This window comes from Actinoplanes lobatus, from assembly GCF_014205215.1.
Classification (GTDB): domain Bacteria; phylum Actinomycetota; class Actinomycetes; order Mycobacteriales; family Micromonosporaceae; genus Actinoplanes; species Actinoplanes lobatus.
Map to the genome: position 1 here is coordinate 869568 of NZ_JACHNC010000001.1, position 15307 is coordinate 884874.

General features: G+C 72.8%; 11 protein-coding genes. 5 read left to right on the forward strand and 6 right to left on the reverse strand.

What is annotated here, in order from left to right; genetic code table 11:
• The first annotated feature begins 43 nt into the window (after positions 1–43).
• Together BJ964_RS03820 and leuE are read left to right on the forward strand one after the other, a co-directional pair.
• Entirely contained in the window at positions 44–1282 is a 1239-nt protein-coding gene (locus tag BJ964_RS03820; protein ID WP_188119380.1) for a bifunctional pyridoxamine 5'-phosphate oxidase family protein/GNAT family N-acetyltransferase, read from the forward strand.
• A 47-nt stretch (positions 1283–1329) separates the two neighbouring features.
• The gene (gene leuE / locus BJ964_RS03825) at positions 1330–1983 is read left to right on the forward strand and encodes a leucine efflux protein LeuE (RefSeq protein WP_188119381.1); all 654 of its coding nucleotides are present in this window, start codon (positions 1330–1332) and stop codon (positions 1981–1983) included.
• Positions 1984–1995: 12 nt separating this feature from the next.
• Here leuE and BJ964_RS49005 read toward each other — a convergent pair whose 3' ends face one another.
• Positions 1996–4605: a serine/threonine-protein kinase gene (locus BJ964_RS49005; protein WP_307838013.1), complete on the reverse strand. Its 2610-nt coding sequence runs from the start codon at positions 4603–4605 to the stop codon at positions 1996–1998.
• A gap of 142 nt (positions 4606–4747) precedes the next feature.
• On the opposite strand from BJ964_RS49005, the gene BJ964_RS03835 reads away from it, so the two are divergent.
• Positions 4748–9298: an ATP-dependent helicase gene (locus BJ964_RS03835; protein WP_456048983.1), complete on the forward strand. Its 4551-nt coding sequence runs from the start codon at positions 4748–4750 to the stop codon at positions 9296–9298.
• Positions 9299–9418: 120 nt separating this feature from the next.
• On the opposite strand, the gene BJ964_RS03840 is transcribed toward BJ964_RS03835, so the two are convergent.
• Positions 9419–10348 carry an LLM class F420-dependent oxidoreductase gene (locus tag BJ964_RS03840; RefSeq protein WP_188119382.1) on the reverse strand — a complete coding sequence of 310 codons (930 nt, stop codon included), beginning with the start codon at positions 10346–10348 and terminating at the stop codon, positions 9419–9421.
• Between the two features lie 73 nt (positions 10349–10421).
• On the opposite strand from BJ964_RS03840, the gene BJ964_RS03845 reads away from it, so the two are divergent.
• Positions 10422–11210, forward strand: a complete 789-nt coding sequence (locus BJ964_RS03845) for an SAM hydrolase/SAM-dependent halogenase family protein (protein WP_188119383.1) — start codon at positions 10422–10424, stop codon at positions 11208–11210.
• Positions 11211–11345: 135 nt separating this feature from the next.
• Here BJ964_RS03845 and BJ964_RS03850 read toward each other — a convergent pair whose 3' ends face one another.
• A complete protein-coding gene (locus BJ964_RS03850) occupies positions 11346–12080 on the reverse strand; it encodes an N-acetyltransferase (protein WP_188119384.1) in 735 nt (244 codons plus the stop codon).
• A 60-nt stretch (positions 12081–12140) separates the two neighbouring features.
• On the opposite strand from BJ964_RS03850, the gene BJ964_RS03855 reads away from it, so the two are divergent.
• Complete coding sequence (locus BJ964_RS03855; protein WP_188119385.1) at positions 12141–12929, forward strand: Fpg/Nei family DNA glycosylase; 789 nt, start codon at positions 12141–12143, stop codon at positions 12927–12929.
• A 3-nt stretch (positions 12930–12932) separates the two neighbouring features.
• On the opposite strand, the gene pspM is transcribed toward BJ964_RS03855, so the two are convergent.
• From pspM to BJ964_RS03870, 3 genes are all read right to left on the reverse strand, one after another.
• Positions 12933–13703: a phage shock envelope stress response protein PspM gene (gene pspM, locus BJ964_RS03860; RefSeq protein WP_188119386.1), complete on the reverse strand. Its 771-nt coding sequence runs from the start codon at positions 13701–13703 to the stop codon at positions 12933–12935.
• Positions 13704–13730: 27 nt separating this feature from the next.
• Positions 13731–14591: a PspA/IM30 family protein gene (locus BJ964_RS03865; RefSeq protein ID WP_188119387.1), complete on the reverse strand. Its 861-nt coding sequence runs from the start codon at positions 14589–14591 to the stop codon at positions 13731–13733.
• 237 nt (positions 14592–14828) lie between these two features.
• Positions 14829–15203: a helix-turn-helix domain-containing protein gene (locus tag BJ964_RS03870; protein ID WP_188119388.1), complete on the reverse strand. Its 375-nt coding sequence runs from the start codon at positions 15201–15203 to the stop codon at positions 14829–14831.
• Positions 15204–15307: the final 104 nt, after the last annotated feature.

Here is a 15307-nt window from a genome sequence, read left to right on the forward strand (position 1 = left end):
TAGTACAAGGTCATTCGCAAGCGGAACAGCCGGGGAGGCCACCATGACCGACCTCTACACCCCCACTTCTCGTACGACGGCCACACGCACCCGGAAGCGGATGCACTACGAGCGCGACACGGCCCACGCCATTCTCGACGAGGCGTTCGACTGCGCGGTCGGTTTCGTGGTCGACGGTGAGCCCCGGGTGCTGCCCAACCTGCACGTCCGCCTCGGCGACACCCTCTATCTGCACGGCTCCACCGGCTCGCGGCTCGGCCTGGCGGCCCGTGGCGACGGCGTCCCGGTGTGCGTGACCGTGACCCTGCTGGACGCGCTGGTCTACGCGCGGTCGCAGTTCAACCACAGTGCCAACTACCGTTCCGTGGTCGCTCTCGGGACCGCGCGGCCGGTCACCGACGACGCCGAGAAGCTGCGTGTGCTGTCCGCCCTGGCCGACAAGGTCGGTGACGGCCGCTCCCGGGACAGCCGGCCGGCCACCCGCCAGGAGCTCGCCCAGACGACCGTGCTGGCGCTTCCGCTCGTCGAGGTGTCGGTGCGGATCCGGGCCGCCGGCGCCGTGGACGACCCGGAGGACCTGGATCTGCCGCACTGGGCCGGGATCCTGCCGCTGCGGACGGTGGCCGGGCCCCCGGTGACGGAGCCGGGCGTCGCGGCCGCCCCGCCGGCGTATCTTCCGGGCGCCCCGTCGGAGTGGCAGACCCCGGTCGTGCTGGAGGGCCGGCACGTGCGGCTCGAGCCCCTCACACCCGGCCATGTGGAGCGCCTGTTCGAGGCTCTGGACGACGAGGAGGTCTGGCGGCACATCCCCTTCCCCCGGCCGCGCACGGCGGAGGACCTGGCCGAGGACGTCGCGGGTGTGCTGCGTGGTCAGTGGCTGGGCCAGCGTTCCGGCTGGGCACAGGTCGACCCGGCCACCGGCGCGGTGATGGGCATGACGACCTACCACGACATCGACACGAACCTGCGTGCCCTCGGCATCGGTCACACCATGCTCGGCCGGAAGTGGTGGCGGACCGGGGTCAACACCGAGGCGAAGCTGCTGCTGCTGGAGCGGGCGTTCGACGTGCTCGGCGCCGAACGCGTGTTCTGGTATACGGACGTTCGCAACGAGCGTTCCCAGCGGGCGATCGCACGGCTGGGCGCCAGCCGTGACGGGATGATCCGCCGGCAGCGCAAGCGGCCCGACGGCAGCTGGCGGGACACCGTGCTGTTTGCCATGACGGTGGACGAGTGGCCGGCCGCGGCCCAGCGCCTCAGGGACCGGCTGGCCACGGGATGAGTCCCGTCAGCGATACTCCGGGGCGCTCCGGCGAGAAAGGTTGACCAATGCTCGGTATCACTGATTTCTGGACGTACGTGCTGGGCGTGGTGGCCATCATCCTCCTGCCCGGCCCGAACTCCGTCTTCGTGCTTTCGGTGGGTGCCCAGCGTGGCGTCCGCGCCGGCTACCAGGCCGCGTGTGGCGTGTTCCTGGGCGACGCGGTGCTCATGTTCCTCTCGGCGGCCGGTGTCGCCTCCCTGATCGCCGCCTACCCGGCCCTGTTCCTCGTGCTGAAGTACGCGGGGGCGGCGTACCTGTCCTGGGTCGGCGTCAACATCATCCGCATCGCCTGGCGACGGTGGCGCGACCGTGCCGTGCCAACCCCGGCACCGGCCGGCGAGCCACCGGCCGGGATGCAGCGCCCCTTCCGCCGGGCCGCCGTGATCAGCCTGCTCAACCCCAAGGCGATCCTGTTCTTCATGTCGTTCTTCATCCAGTTCGTCCAGCCCGGCTATCCGCATCCGGAGCTGTCGTTCCTGGTCCTCGGCACGGTCGTGCAGTTCTTCAGCGCGCTCTACCTGTCCGCGCTGATCTTCGGGGGCCGTTACCTCGCCGGGCAGTTCCGGGAGCGACGGCGGCTGGCCACCGGAGCGTCCACCGCGGTGGGCACGCTGTTCGTGGGATTCGGGATCAAGCTCGCCACGGCCAGCGTGGGCTGAGACGCCCCACGATCAGGACGGGCTCGGGGCCGGGTGGCGGGTGGCGCCCACCGCGTAGAAGGTGCCGCGGACCATCTGGAGCTTGCCGAGGTCCGTGGTCCACGTCTTCTCCGCAGTGGTCCACCCCAGCACGAAGGCCCGGCCGTCGACCACGAACCATCGGACGATGGTGTGCCGGGCGGCGCCGTCCCGGGTCCGGTAGCGGTACTCCCAGTCGGCGGCCCGGTGCAGCAGGGCCACCGCTTCGAGACCCGCTCTCGTGTAGCCGGGCAGCCCACCCGGTCCGGCTAGACGGCCTTCCTCCGCCTGCAACGCCTGGACCGGGTCGACGGCGGGATCCTGGCCGGTGTCGAGGCTCAGCACTCTGGAGTTCCGGGGGTTCCGAAAGCAGTAGGTCGTACCGATCCGCTGGTAGGTCCAGTCGTCAGGGACCGCGATGTGAAAACCGGATCCGTCGGTGAAGTAGGACCAGCCGGAAGGCAGGGTCCACCCGTTGACGCCTCGGGTCGCGCCCTTCCGCGGGGTCGCCGGGAGGCCCGTCGGCGGTGACGTGTCGCAGAGGGCGGATACGAAGGCTCGCCGCTGCGGCGAACTCGCTGCGGTGGAGGGGACCACGGTGGACGGTTTCGCGGGCGCCGGCGAGCCGGACGGCTCCGTCGGCGAGACCTGGGAAGCCTGGGCGCTCGGGGGCGCCTGGGAAATCCGGGAGCTCTGGGGCGCCTGGAAGGCCGAGGAGTGGGCGGCCTGGGAGCTCGGGGAAGCTGGGGAGGTTCGGGAAGCCGGGGTTTCGGCGGGCGGCACCGGGACGGAGGGTGACGGCGTGGTCGTCACCAGCGACTCCGTCACGGCCGATGGGGACGGGAGGAAGACCTGGGGGCGGGGCTCGTCGCGGTCGGCCACGTAGCCCGCGAACAGACTGCCGCCGAGCGCCAGCATGACCAGGGCGGTGACGGCGATCCGGGCCGGTGTCACCCGTACCGGTCGGGTGGGGTTCGGGTTTGACGGCCGGCTCGTCGTGCCGCCCGAGGCCGCACGGACGACGGCCGTGCCCGCCGTGGGCGGGAGCCGGGAGGTCTTCGGCTTCGCCGGGCCGGAGGGCAGCGGGTCCGTGCCCTGACGGCCGGCCTGGCCGTCGGCGGGACTCCCCTCCGGGAAGCGCATTCCGGCGGCTGGCGCGCCGGACGGCGCTGTTGGCTGCCAAAGCTCGAGTTTCGTGCCTGTCATGCCGGATGCGGAGACGTCGTCCCGGTCCGCTTCCGGATCGTGCGGGGTCGTTCCAGGCCTGCCCGCGGCCGCTGCGGGGGGATCCCACCCCGGGGGTGGGCCGGACGGGTCCGGCTCGCGGGCCATCGCGGGGGGCTTGGCGTTCGGTCCCGCTGGAGTCGGCGTGTCGTCCTGATGGGTGCCGCTGACGGGAGTGCTCGGCACGTCTCGAACATCCTCCGCGCCTCTGCCGGCGGAGGAACCCGGCACCGGCCCGGACGAAGCGGCGGCGTTCGGGGACAGGCCGGACGGCGGTATCCGCGCGTCGGCCGGTGACGGCTCGCCACCGGAGGGCGGGACCGGCGCCGCGCCCGTGGCTCTCCGTACCGGATCGGGCGAGGACCTCGGCCGCGTTCCCGTCTCCGGCGCGGCGGCCGCCGGAGACGCAGTGGCCGCCGGAGACGACCTTCCCGCCACCGAGGCCGTCCCCCGGTGCGGCCGCGCCGGAGACCCGGCCGCGTGAGGGGATCCCGGCCCGGCCGTCCCGCGTGCCCGCCGGCCGTCGCGCTGGCCGGGCAGGAACGGGATCTTCTCCTGCGGGTCCTCGAACACGATCATGCGCAGCCGCCGCTCGACCTCCGGAACCGTCAGGCGGGTGGCCGGTTCGTATCGGAGGAGGCCGTCGAGCACCGATGCCAGCGGGCCGGCGCGGACCGGCGGGTCCGGAGGTTCCGTGGCGAGCGCCGCAAGGGTCGCCATCGCGGTCTCACGGGCGTAGGGCGACCGCCCTTCGACGGCCGCGTACAGGGTCGCTCCCAATGACCACAGATCCGATTCGACGGTGGAGGCGCCGTCGCGGGCCCGCTCCGGCGACACGTACTGGGGCGAACCGACGATCAGGCCGGGGGCGGTCACCGACCCGTCGTCGACGAACGTCGCGAGACCGAAATCGGTCAGCACCACCCGCCCGTCGGTCCCGATGAGCACGTTGTGCGGTTTCACGTCGCGGTGCAGCACCCCGGCCCGGTGCGCCGCGGCGAGGGCGTCCAGGACGGCCAGGCCGATCCGCGCGGCCACCGCCGGCTCGTACGGCCCTTCCTCGTGAAGCACCTGTTGGAGCGACCGGGACTGCACGTACTCCATGACGATCCAGGACAGTCCTTCGGCGTGCACGACGTCGTAGATCCGGACCACGTGGGGGTGGTTGAGACGGGCCGCGCTCCGCGCCTCGCGAAGGGTCCGCGCACGCAGGCGTTCCTTTTCGGCACTGGTCATCCAGTCCGGCGGAACGATCTCCTTGACGGCTACCTCGCGGTGGAGCATCTCGTCCCGGGCCAGCCAGACCCGCCCCATGCCACCGGCGCCGACCGGCTCCAGGAGACGGTACCGGCCGGCGACAAGCATCTGCCTTTCCGCCATCGGCACCTACCCATCAAGTCGGGTATCAGGATAATCAGCCACAGACCGCCCAAGGAACGACGATCACCCGGCCCCCGCGTGCGGTTTCCCGCTGCGCCGGGAGGGCGGTTTTCTGTCGTACCCCCGGGGCAGGATGTGAGGCGTGCGAGAGGTGCTAGAGAAGTTCGGTCCGGCCACCCGGGAGTGGTTCACGGCCGCCTTCGCCGCGCCCACCGCCGCTCAGGCCGGGGCGTGGCGGGCGGTCGGCGCGGGGCGTAACGCCCTGGTGGTCGCGCCGACCGGGTCCGGCAAGACGCTGGCCGCCTTCCTCTGGTCGCTCGACCGGCTGGCCCGTGAGCCGGTCCCCGAGCAGCCCCGGCAGCGATGCCGGGTGCTCTATGTGAGCCCGCTGAAGGCGCTGGCCGTCGATGTCGAGCGCAACCTGCGCGCCCCGCTCACCGGGATCCGCCAGGCGGCCGGGCGGCTGGGGCTGCCGCCTCCGGAGATCACCGTCGGGATGCGGACGGGCGACACTCCGGCCGACGAGCGGCGGGGCTTCACGCGGACCCCGCCGGACATTCTGATCACCACGCCCGAGTCACTGTTCCTGCTGCTCACCTCGGCCGCGCGGGAGTCGTTGCGCGGCGTCCAGACGGTGATCATCGATGAGGTGCACGCGGTCGCCGCCACCAAGCGCGGCGCGCATCTGGCCCTCTCCCTGGAGCGGCTGGACGCGCTTCTCGACCGGCCGGCCCAGCGGATCGGCCTGTCCGCCACGGTGCGCCCGATCGACGAGACGGCCCGGTTCCTCGCCGGCGCCCAGGATGTGGAGGTCGTCCAGCCGCGCAGCGCCAAGACGATCGAGGTCCAGGTCGAGGTCCCGGTGGAGGACATGACCCGTCTCGACGAGCTGCCTGATCCGGATTCGGACGAGCCGGGCGGCAGCCGGCGCACGCCGTCGATCTGGCCGGCCGTCGAGGAGCGGGTCCTCGACCTGATCGAGGCGCACCGGTCGACGATCGTGTTCACCAACTCGCGGCGCGGCTCGGAGCGGCTCTGCGCCCGGCTCAACGAGCTGGCCGCCGAGCGCGCCGATCCGGCGGCGGCGCAGGTGCCCGCCGGCTCGCGGATGCCCGCGGAGATCATGGCTCAGGCCGGCGGCACGCGTGGCGCGCCACCGGTCGTCGCCCGCGCCCATCACGGCAGCGTCTCCCGCGAGGAGCGCAAACAGATCGAGGAGGCGCTCAAGTCCGGGCAGCTCCCGGCCGTGGTCGCGACATCCAGCCTGGAGCTGGGCATCGACATGGGCGCGGTGGATCTGGTGGTGCAGATCGAGGCGCCGCCGTCGGTCGCGGCCGGCCTGCAGCGCATCGGCCGTGCCGGACACCAGGTGGGCGCGGTCTCCCGCGGTGTGGTCTTCCCGAAGCATCGCGGCGACCTGCTGTCCTGTGCCGTGGTCGCGGAGCGGATGGGCGCCGGAGCGATCGAGGAGCTGCGCTGCCCGCGCAACCCGCTCGACGTGCTCGCCCAGCAGATCGTGGCCATGGTCGCGCTGGACGAGTGGCAGGTCGACGACCTCGCCACGCTGGTGCGGCGGGCCGCGCCGTTCGCCGAGCTGCCGTCGTCGGCGCTGCACGCGGTGCTCGACATGCTCTCCGGGCGGTACCCGTCGACCGCCTTCGCCGAGCTGCGCCCCCGCCTGGTGTGGGATCGCACCACCGATCGGCTCACCGGGCGTCCCGGCGCCCAGCGCCTGGCCGTGACCAGCGGCGGCACGATCCCCGACCGGGGCGCCTTCGGGGTCTTCCTGGCCGGTTCGGAGCGCGCTTCCCGGGTCGGCGAGCTGGACGAGGAGATGGTGTACGAGTCTCGCGTCGGCGACGTCTTCCTGCTCGGCTCGACGTCCTGGCGGATCGAGGACATCACACCGGACCGGGTGCTCGTCTCGCCGGCGCCCGGCGCGCCCGCCCGGATGCCGTTCTGGAAGGGTGATTCCCCCGGCCGGCCGGTCGAGCTGGGCCGGGCCATCGGCGCCCGGTTGCGCGCGCTGACCCGGGCCGGCGACGACAAGGCCACCACCGAGCTGCACGACTCGGGTCTGGACGAGTGGGCGGCCGGCAACCTGATCGCGTACCTGCGCGAGCAGCGGGAGGCGACCCGCCATCTGCCGGACGACCGGACCGTGGTGGTGGAGCGGTTCCGCGACGAGCTGGGTGACTGGCGGATGACCGTGCACTGTGTGCTGGGCGCCCGGGTCAACGCGCCGTGGGCACTGGCGATCGGGCGCCGGCTCAGCGAGCGGTTCGGGGTGGACGGTCAGGTGATGCCCTCCGACGACGGCATCGTGGTGCGCCTGCCGGACACCGCCGAGGAGCCGCCCGGCATCGACCTGGTCGCCTTCGACCCGGAGGAGATCGCGCAGATCGTCGAGGAGTCGGTCGGCACGTCGGCGCTGTTCGCGTCCCGGTTCCGGGAGTGCGCGGCCCGGTCGCTTCTGCTGCCCCGCCGCGATCCACGCCGCCGCCAGCCGCTCTGGCAGCAGCGGCAGCGTTCCGCGCAGCTGCTCGACGTGGCCCGCGAGTTCGCCGACTTCCCGGTGACCCTGGAGGCGGCCCGCGAGTGCCTCCAGGACGTGTTCGACGTGCCGGGCCTGGTCGGCCTGATGCGGGAGATCTCCGGGCGCAAGGTCCGGCTCGTCGAGGCGGAGACGGCACGGCCGTCCCCGTTCGCCCGGTCGCTGCTCTTCGGCTATGTCGGCGCTTTCCTGTACGAGGGGGACGCCCCGCTGGCCGAGCGCCGTGCCGCCGCGCTCACCCTCGACTCGACCCTGCTGGGTGAGTTGCTCGGCCGGGTCGACCTGCGGGAGCTGCTGGACCCGGAGGTGGTCGCGGAGACCGAGGCCCAGTTGCAGTGGCTGACCGCCCGGCGCACCCCGCGTGACGCCGAGGACGCGGCCGAGCTGCTGCGGCTCCTCGGTGACCTGGCGCCCTCGGAGCTGGCCGTCCGCGGCGTTCCGGAGGAGTGGCTGGAGCAGCTGGCCGCGACCCGGCGGGCGATCCGGGTGCGGGTGGCCGGCGAGGAGCGCTGGATCGGCATCGACGACGCCGGCCGCTACCGGGACGCGCTGGGTGTGGCGCTGCCGGTCGGTGTTCCCGAGGCGCACCTGGAACCGGTGGCCGACCCGCTCGGCGATCTGGTCGCACGGTTCGCGCGGACGCGCGGGCCGTTCGCGGCGGCCACCTGCGCGGCCCGGTTCGGTCTCGGGGTCTTCGTCGTGGAGCAGGCGCTCAAGCGGCTCAGTGCGGCCGGCCGGGTCACCTCGGGCGAGTTCTCGCCGGGCGGCGCGGGCAGCGAGTGGTGCGACGCCGAGGTGCTCCGGATGCTGCGGCGGCGTTCGCTGGCGGCGCTGCGCCGGGAGATCGAGCCGGTCCCGCCGCGGGTGCTCGCCTCCTTCCTGCCGAGGTGGCAGCAGGTGGGCGGGTCGGGCCGTGGTGTGGACGCGCTGGCCGCCGCCATCGAGCAGGTGCAGGGCGTCGCGGTGCCGGCGTCCGCCTGGGAGCGTCTGGTGCTGCCGGCCCGGGTGTCCGACTACGCGCCGCCGCTGCTGGACGAGTTGTGCGGGGCCGGTGAGGTGCTGTGGGCCGGGTCCGGTTCGATCGCCGGGGGCGACGGCTGGGTCACGCTGGCCTATGCGGAGAGCGCCCCGCTGCTGCTGCCACCACCCGACGAGGAGTTCGCGGCGACCCCGCTGCATCAGGCGGTGCTCGAGGCTCTCGGCGACGGGCAGGCGATGTTCTTCCGCTCTCTCGCCGACCGGGCCGGCTCGACCGACGACGCCGAGCTCTCGGCGGCGGTGTGGGATCTGGTGTGGGCCGGTCATCTGACCAACGACACGTTCGCCCCGCTGCGGGCGCTGCTCGGTGGCAGCGGAGCCCATCGGGCGAAGGCGGCGCCCGCCCGGACCAGGTTTGGACGGCCGGGCCGGCCACGCCTGCCCGCCCGGGGTGGGCCGCCGAACATGGCGGGTCGCTGGTCCCGGCTGCCGGAGCGGGATCTCGACCCGACCCGGCGCGCGGCGGCCGTCGCCGATCTGCTGCTGGAGCGGCACGGCGTGGTGACCCGGGGCGCGGCCGTGGCCGAGGGGGTGAGCGGCGGTTTCGCGGCGGTCTACCCGGTGCTGGCGGCGCTGGAGGAGCGCGGGGCGGCCCGGCGGGGCTATTTCGTCGAGGGTCTGGGGGCGGCCCAGTTCGCGGTGCCGGGCGCGGTGGACCGGCTCCGGGCGCTGAGTGAGCCGGCCGAGCAGGACCGCCGGGCCGTCGTGCCCGCCGTGGTGCTGGCGGCCACCGATCCCGCCAACCCGTTCGGGGCGGCGCTGCCCTGGCCGGAGCGGGTCGTCGACAGCGGTGACGGCAACCCGGTCGCCAAGGCCGGCCACCGCGCCGGCCGGAAGGCGGGCGCCCTGGTCGTCACGGTCGGCGGAGACCTGATTCTCTACGTCGAGCGCGGCGGCCGGACCCTGCTGTCCTTCATCGACGACACGGAGGCCCTGGCCAAGGCCGCCCAGGGCCTGGCCGGCGCGGTGCGCTCCGGTGCGCTGGGCGCCCTGTCGGTGGAACGCGCCGACGGCGAGCCGGTTCACGCCTCCCCGCTACGAGAGGCCCTGACCGCGGCCGGTTTCCGCGTGACCCCACGCGGCCTCCGCCTACGCGCCTGACACCGCGAGGGGGACCGGTCGCCCGACACCGCAAGGAGGAGCGGCCGTCTGACACCGCGAGGGGGACCGGCCGCCCCGCGCCGCACCGGGCGGCCGGGAGACCCGGCCGGCAGACCCAGGTCAGAGCCGCGCCGCGACCTCGGACGCCACCAGGTCGATGTGATCGAGGTCGGACAGGTCCAGCACCTGCAGGAACAGACGCGACGCGCCCGCCTCCGCGTACCGGCCGATGGCCTCGACCGCCTCGGCGGGGGTGCCGACGATGCCGCCGTTCTCGCGCATCTCGTCGACGTCGCGGCCGATCGCGGCGGCCCGGCGGCGGATCTCGGCGTCGTCACGTCCGACGCAGAGGACCGCGGCGGCCGAGTAGGTGAGCGGCTCGGTCCGGCCGAGGGCCTCGGCGGCGGCGCGGACCCGCGCGTACTGGGCCGGGATGTCCGAGATCTTGGAGAACGGGACGTTGAACTCGGTGGCGTACCGGGCCGCCAGGTACGGGGTGCGCTTCTTGCCGTGGCCACCGACGATGACCGGCACCCGTGGCGACTGCACCGGCTTGGGCAGCGCCGGAGAGCCGCTGATCCGGTAGTGCTTGCCGTCGAAGTCGTAGGTGGCGCCGGCCGGCGTCGCCCACAGCCCGGTGATGATCTCGAGCTGTTCCTCGAGCCGGTCGAAGCGTTCGCCGACCGCGGGGAACGGGATGCCGTACGCCTGGTGTTCCGCCTCGAACCAGCCCCCGCCGAGGCCGAACTCGATCCGGCCACCGCTCATCGCGTCCACCTGGGCGACCGCGATCGCCAGCGGGCCGGGCAGGCGGAAGGTGGCCGAGCTGACCAGCGTGCCGAGCCGGATCCGGGAGGTCTGCACGGCCAGGGCGGCGAGCGTGATCCACGCATCGGTGGGGCCGGGCAGACCGGGCACATCGCCCATCTTGAGGTAGTGGTCGGAGCGGAAGAACCCGTCATATCCGGCATCTTCGGCGGCTTTGGCGACCCGCAGGAGATCGTCGTGGGTGGCGCCCTGCTGGGGTTCGGTGAAGATCACGAGACGCATAGATCAACACTGCCACGACACTCCGGCGCGCCCACCCCACATCGGACAACGACAGGCAGTAACGTTGACCACCATGGGCGGTTATGGATGGATCAGCTTCACGACCGATTACGGCACTTTTGACGGCTTCGTAGCCGCCTGTCATGGATCGATCGCCCGCGTCTCCCCCGGCACCAGGGTGATCGACGTCACTCACCACGTGCCGCCGGCCGATGTCAGCCGGGGCGCCGCGGTCCTGGCGCAGACCGCGCCCTACCTGCCGCCCTCGGTGCATCTCGCGGTCGTCGACCCGGGCGTCGGCACGACCCGCCGCGGCGTGGTCCTCGCCACGCCGAACGGTCTGCTCGTCGGCCCGGACAACGGCCTGCTCATCTGGGCCGCCGACGCGCTCGGCGGCATCACCGCGGCCTACGAGCTGGACAACAAGGACTGGGTGCTCGGTGACGTCTCCCGCACCTTCCACGGCCGGGATCTCTTCGCCCCGGTCGCGGCCCGGCTGGCGGCGGGCGCCGATCCGGCGGAGGCCGGCCCGGCGGTGGACCCGTCCAGCCTGACCCGTCTACCCGACCCGGTGGTCACCATCGGCGACGGCTGGATCGAGGCCGAGGTCCTGACGGTCGACCGGTTCGGCAACGTCCAACTGGCCGCCGAGGGCTCCGCGCTCTCCGGCCTCGGCACGGAGCTCATGGTCAACGGCGGCGTCCGGGCCCGCCGCGGCGCGACCTTCGCCGACGTCAACGTGGGCGAGCTGCTCGTCTTCGCCGACTCGGCGGACCGGGTCGCGATCGCGGTCAACAACGGCCGCGCCGTGGTCCTTCTCTCGGTGGTCCCCGGCGACATGGTCCGCATCGCCGCCCGATAAATAGCAGACCCTTTCCGGTACGGGACAAACCGCCCCCAACCACAGGAGCCCGGTCCCGCCGCACTACGCGAGCACCCACGTGGTCCAGCCCGCGAGGCCCCGCCGGGCTGAGATCGGTGGTCCGGGCCGAAACGGTCAGATGCGGTGGTGGACCCAGACGTTGGGCTCGACGTAGACGGCGTGATCCTGCTCCACGTCGCAGTGGATCGGGGACAGGGCGCCCGGCACCTCGACCGGCCCGGTGGCGTCGAAGGCCAGCCCGGTCCAGGATCGCCACTGCTCCAGCGTCCCGGCGTAGGTCATGCTGTAGTGCGCCACGTTGACGATCTTCGCCCCGGCGCGCACGTGCACCCGCAGCCACGGGTCGACGGGCAGTCCGTCGTCACGGGTCGCGTGGGCGTACGCATCGATGGGTTGTCTGATCTGGGCGTGCTTGCCGCTGGGCCGGACCGGCGCGACCAGGTCGGTGAAGCCGTGCCCGGCCGCGTTGTCGCGCATCGCCGCGAGTATCAGGCCGGAGAGGCCGGACCCGCGCAGATCGGGCCGGATGTTGATCTCCAGGGCCGAGACCATGGTGGGTTTCGTCCCGCTGAGACGGTCGTGGACGGCCTGGCGGATCACCCAGTCCCAGCCGCCCTCGGGCAGCCCTTCAGCCGGATCCTCGTCCCACGCGAACGGGACCGAATGCGCCTTGGCCACCGGCTTCCCGGTCTCCTTGTCGACCGCAAGCAGGGAGAAGTCCGGCCAGAACTGATCAAAATACCGGTAGTAGAGGCCACCGGTCGGATCCTTGGTCATGAACTCGGGCCAGCCTGGGAGTTCGTCATAGAGGTCCAGCCGGTCCCCGATCGGGGCGATGTCGAGTCGCATGCGGGCAGGATGCCAGCCCGTCCAGGGCCGGTCACCCGGTTTTCGCCGAGAATGGTGGGCATGCCGGAAGGGGACACCGTCTGGAACACCGCCCGCGTGCTGGAGAAGGCGCTCACCGGCGAGGTGCTGACCGGCTCCGACTTCCGGGTGCCGCGGCTCGCGACCACCGACCTCACCGGCTGGACCGTCGCCGAGTCCGCGAGCCGGGGCAAGCACCTGCTGCTGCGCCTGACCCGGGACGGGCGGCCACCGCACACGCTCCACTCGCACCTGCGGATGGACGGCGCCTGGCGGGCCTACGCGCCCCGGGAACGATGGACCGGCCGCCCCGCGCACCTGATCCGGGTGGTGTTGCGCACCGCCCGCTCGGTGGCCGTCGGGTACCACCTGCACGAGGTGACGCTGATCCCGACCGCCGAGGAGGACCGTCTGGTCGGGCATCTCGGGCCGGATCTGCTCGGCGCCGACTGGGATCCGGCCGAGGCGGTCCGCCGGATCGCCGCGAAGCCCTCGGCCACGATCGCCGAGGCGCTGCTGGACCAGCGGAATCTGGCCGGGGTGGGCAACCTCTACAAGGCGGAGACGCTGTTCCTGCGCGGGCTGTGGCCGTGGACCCCGGTCGACGAGGTAACCGACCTGGCCGGCACGGTCGAGCTGGCACAGAAGCTGGTCGCTTCCAACCGCGGCCGCTGGACGCAGACCACCACCGGATCGCTGCGACGAGGCGAGACCAACTATGTGTACGGTCGTCGCGCCCAGCCGTGCCGCCGTTGTGCCACCGCGATCCGCAAGGCCGAACAGGACGAACGCGTCACCTACTGGTGCCCGCGCTGCCAGCCGGAGCCGTGACGGTCAGCCGGCCGCCGCGGGTGGGGTGCGGAATTCGGTGGTCCGCAGCTCGGCCAGGCCCTCGGCGATGCCGCGCAACCGGTCGGCCGCGTCGACCAGACTGAAATACGCCGGATGACGGGTGTCGACGAGCGGTTGCCCGTCCTCCGCGACGTAGCTGGCGGCGGCCGCGACCAGCGCCTCGAACGCCTCGACGCCCTCACTGAACTGCTCGGCGAGACCGGCGTGCGACTCCACGAGCGCGTCGCGCCGGCCGCCCTGCCCGAGCGGGATGGCCCGCTCGACGCTTGCCGCCCGCTGGCCGAGGTCACGCAGCCACTTCTCCGCGGTGGCGGCCTCCAGCACCGCGGCCTGGCCCTCACCGGTCAGCCGCCCGGCCAGCCCCGCCATCGTCTGTGACGCGCGCTCCAGCCTGTCCCACGAGTCGGCGATGACCGAGCCGCGCAGCGCGAACCGGTTCTTCTGGCGGCGCACCTCCTGCACCACCGTCCGCCCGGCCGGGAACCGCTCGAGCGCCGCGGCGAGCCGGGTCTCCGGCAGGCTGGGCGCCGGCGCCGGCTGGGCGGCCAGCTCACGGTGGTCGCTCCAGCGCCACCAGGCGAGCATCACCGAGGATCCGGCGGCCGCCGCCCAGACCGCGTCGGCGACACCGATCCCCGCGTACGGAGTGAGGACGGCGGCCGCCGCGGTCAGGCCTCCACCGAGCACACTCCACCGGCGTGCGGAACCCCGCAGCCGTTTGAGCCGCCGGAAATACCTGGTCCGCTCGTCCACCGTCGCTCCCCTCCCCGTCGTCGTCGCTCAGCCGGCAGCGGTGGTGTCGCCCCGCTTCTGGTTGAGGCTCGCCCGGATCTCGTCGAGCCGGGCCACACCGGCCGGATCGGCGGCGGAGGTGGCGGGCTGCTCGACGGCCGGGCGATCGGCGGCGCCGCCCAGCTTCTCCCCCGCCATGCTGGCCCGGATCTGCTCCAGGCGGGACGCGCCGGCCAGGTCCAGGCTGGATTTCTGCACCTCGAGCATGCGGCCCTCGACCGAGTTGGCGGCCAGCTCGGCACGGCCCATGGCGTTCGCGTACCGCTGCTCGATCTTGTCGCGCACCTGGTCCAGCGACGGGGTGTTGCCCGGCGCCGCGAGCTGCGACATCGACTCCAGCGACTTGGCCACGGTCTCCTGCATCTTGGCCTGCTCGAGCTGGCTGAGCAGCCGGGAGCGCTCGGCGATGCGCTGCTGGAGGACCATCGCGTTGTTCTCGACCGCTTTGCGGGCCTGCCCGGCGGCGGCGAGCGCCTGGTCGTGGAGGGTCTTGAGGTCCTCCATCGACTGCTCGCCGGAGACCAGCTGGGTGGCCAGCGTCTGCGCGGTCTGCTCGTACTTCTGGGCCTCGGCCTCGTCACCGGCGGCCCGGGCGCGGTCGGCGAGGACGAGCGCCTGACGGGCCATGCCCTGCAGCTTCTCGACCTCGGACATCTGCCGGGACAGTTTCATCTCGAGCTGCCGCTGATTGCCGATGACGGCTGCGGCCTGCTGCACGAGGGCCTGGTGCTGGCGCTGAGCATCCTCGATGGCCTGCTGGATCTGGACCTTCGGATCGGCGTACTCGTCGATCTTCGCGCCGAAGAGCGCCATCATGTAATGCCAGCCCTTGACGAACGGATTCGCCATCTCGTGGTGTCCCCTCAATGTCGCTCTGTCGGACGCGTCATCCCTCGTTCTGAGGAGGACGCGAAACCCATCGTGACAGCCGGATGCCACTGACGTCACGGGTCCTCCGGGGGATCTCAGGGTCTCCCCTGGCATCGAGGCTACGCCTCCCTGACGGGCCAGAGCGAGGCGCCGAACCGACACACGAAACAGGCCGGGTCGCCCCAGGGGACGGCCCGGCCGATCGCGACATGATGATCAGGCGGCGTAGACGATGTCCCGCTTCGGTTTGCGGGTCGCGTGCAGCGTGGTCTTGAGCGGGGAATCCTGGCGCACGGAGACGGACACGTCCCCATCGGTCGACTTGCCATCGACCGGAACCAGCACACCCTCCATGTTCTCCGCCAGGGACAGCGTGCTGCTGACCTCGCTGAGCAACTCGGAGAGGCGGGCGCCGAGCGCGTCGCAGATGGCCGCGAGCAGCTCGCTGGACGCCTCTTTCTGACCACGCTCGATCTCGGACAGATATCCCAGGCTGACGTTCGCGGCGGTCGACACCTCGCGCAGCGTGCGGTGCTGCCCCTGCCGGCGCGCACGAAGAGCGTCGCCGATAACGCGGCGTAGCAGGACCATGGCACCTCCTCCTGCGAGCTCGCCGCCGGCATACGCCGGAGGCTTCCCGCAACCGTACCTGGCCCGAGCCGCCCCGACATCCCGCCCCGCCGAATTCCCGGGCC

Bases quoted from the DNA above. Each gene is read 5' to 3' on its own strand.
- BJ964_RS03820 (WP_188119380.1), top strand. From the start codon at position 44: ATGACCGACCTCTACACCCCCACTTCTCGTACGACGGCCACACGCACC.
- leuE (WP_188119381.1), top strand. From the start codon at position 1,330: ATGCTCGGTATCACTGATTTCTGGACGTACGTGCTGGGCGTGGTGGCC.
- BJ964_RS49005 (WP_307838013.1), bottom strand. From the start codon at position 4,605: ATGGCGGAAAGGCAGATGCTTGTCGCCGGCCGGTACCGTCTCCTGGAG.
- BJ964_RS03840 (WP_188119382.1), bottom strand. From the start codon at position 10,348: ATGCGTCTCGTGATCTTCACCGAACCCCAGCAGGGCGCCACCCACGAC.
- BJ964_RS03845 (WP_188119383.1), top strand. From the start codon at position 10,422: ATGGGCGGTTATGGATGGATCAGCTTCACGACCGATTACGGCACTTTT.
- BJ964_RS03850 (WP_188119384.1), bottom strand. From the start codon at position 12,080: ATGCGACTCGACATCGCCCCGATCGGGGACCGGCTGGACCTCTATGAC.
- BJ964_RS03855 (WP_188119385.1), top strand. From the start codon at position 12,141: ATGCCGGAAGGGGACACCGTCTGGAACACCGCCCGCGTGCTGGAGAAG.
- BJ964_RS03865 (WP_188119387.1), bottom strand. From the start codon at position 14,591: ATGGCGAATCCGTTCGTCAAGGGCTGGCATTACATGATGGCGCTCTTC.
- BJ964_RS03870 (WP_188119388.1), bottom strand. From the start codon at position 15,203: ATGGTCCTGCTACGCCGCGTTATCGGCGACGCTCTTCGTGCGCGCCGG.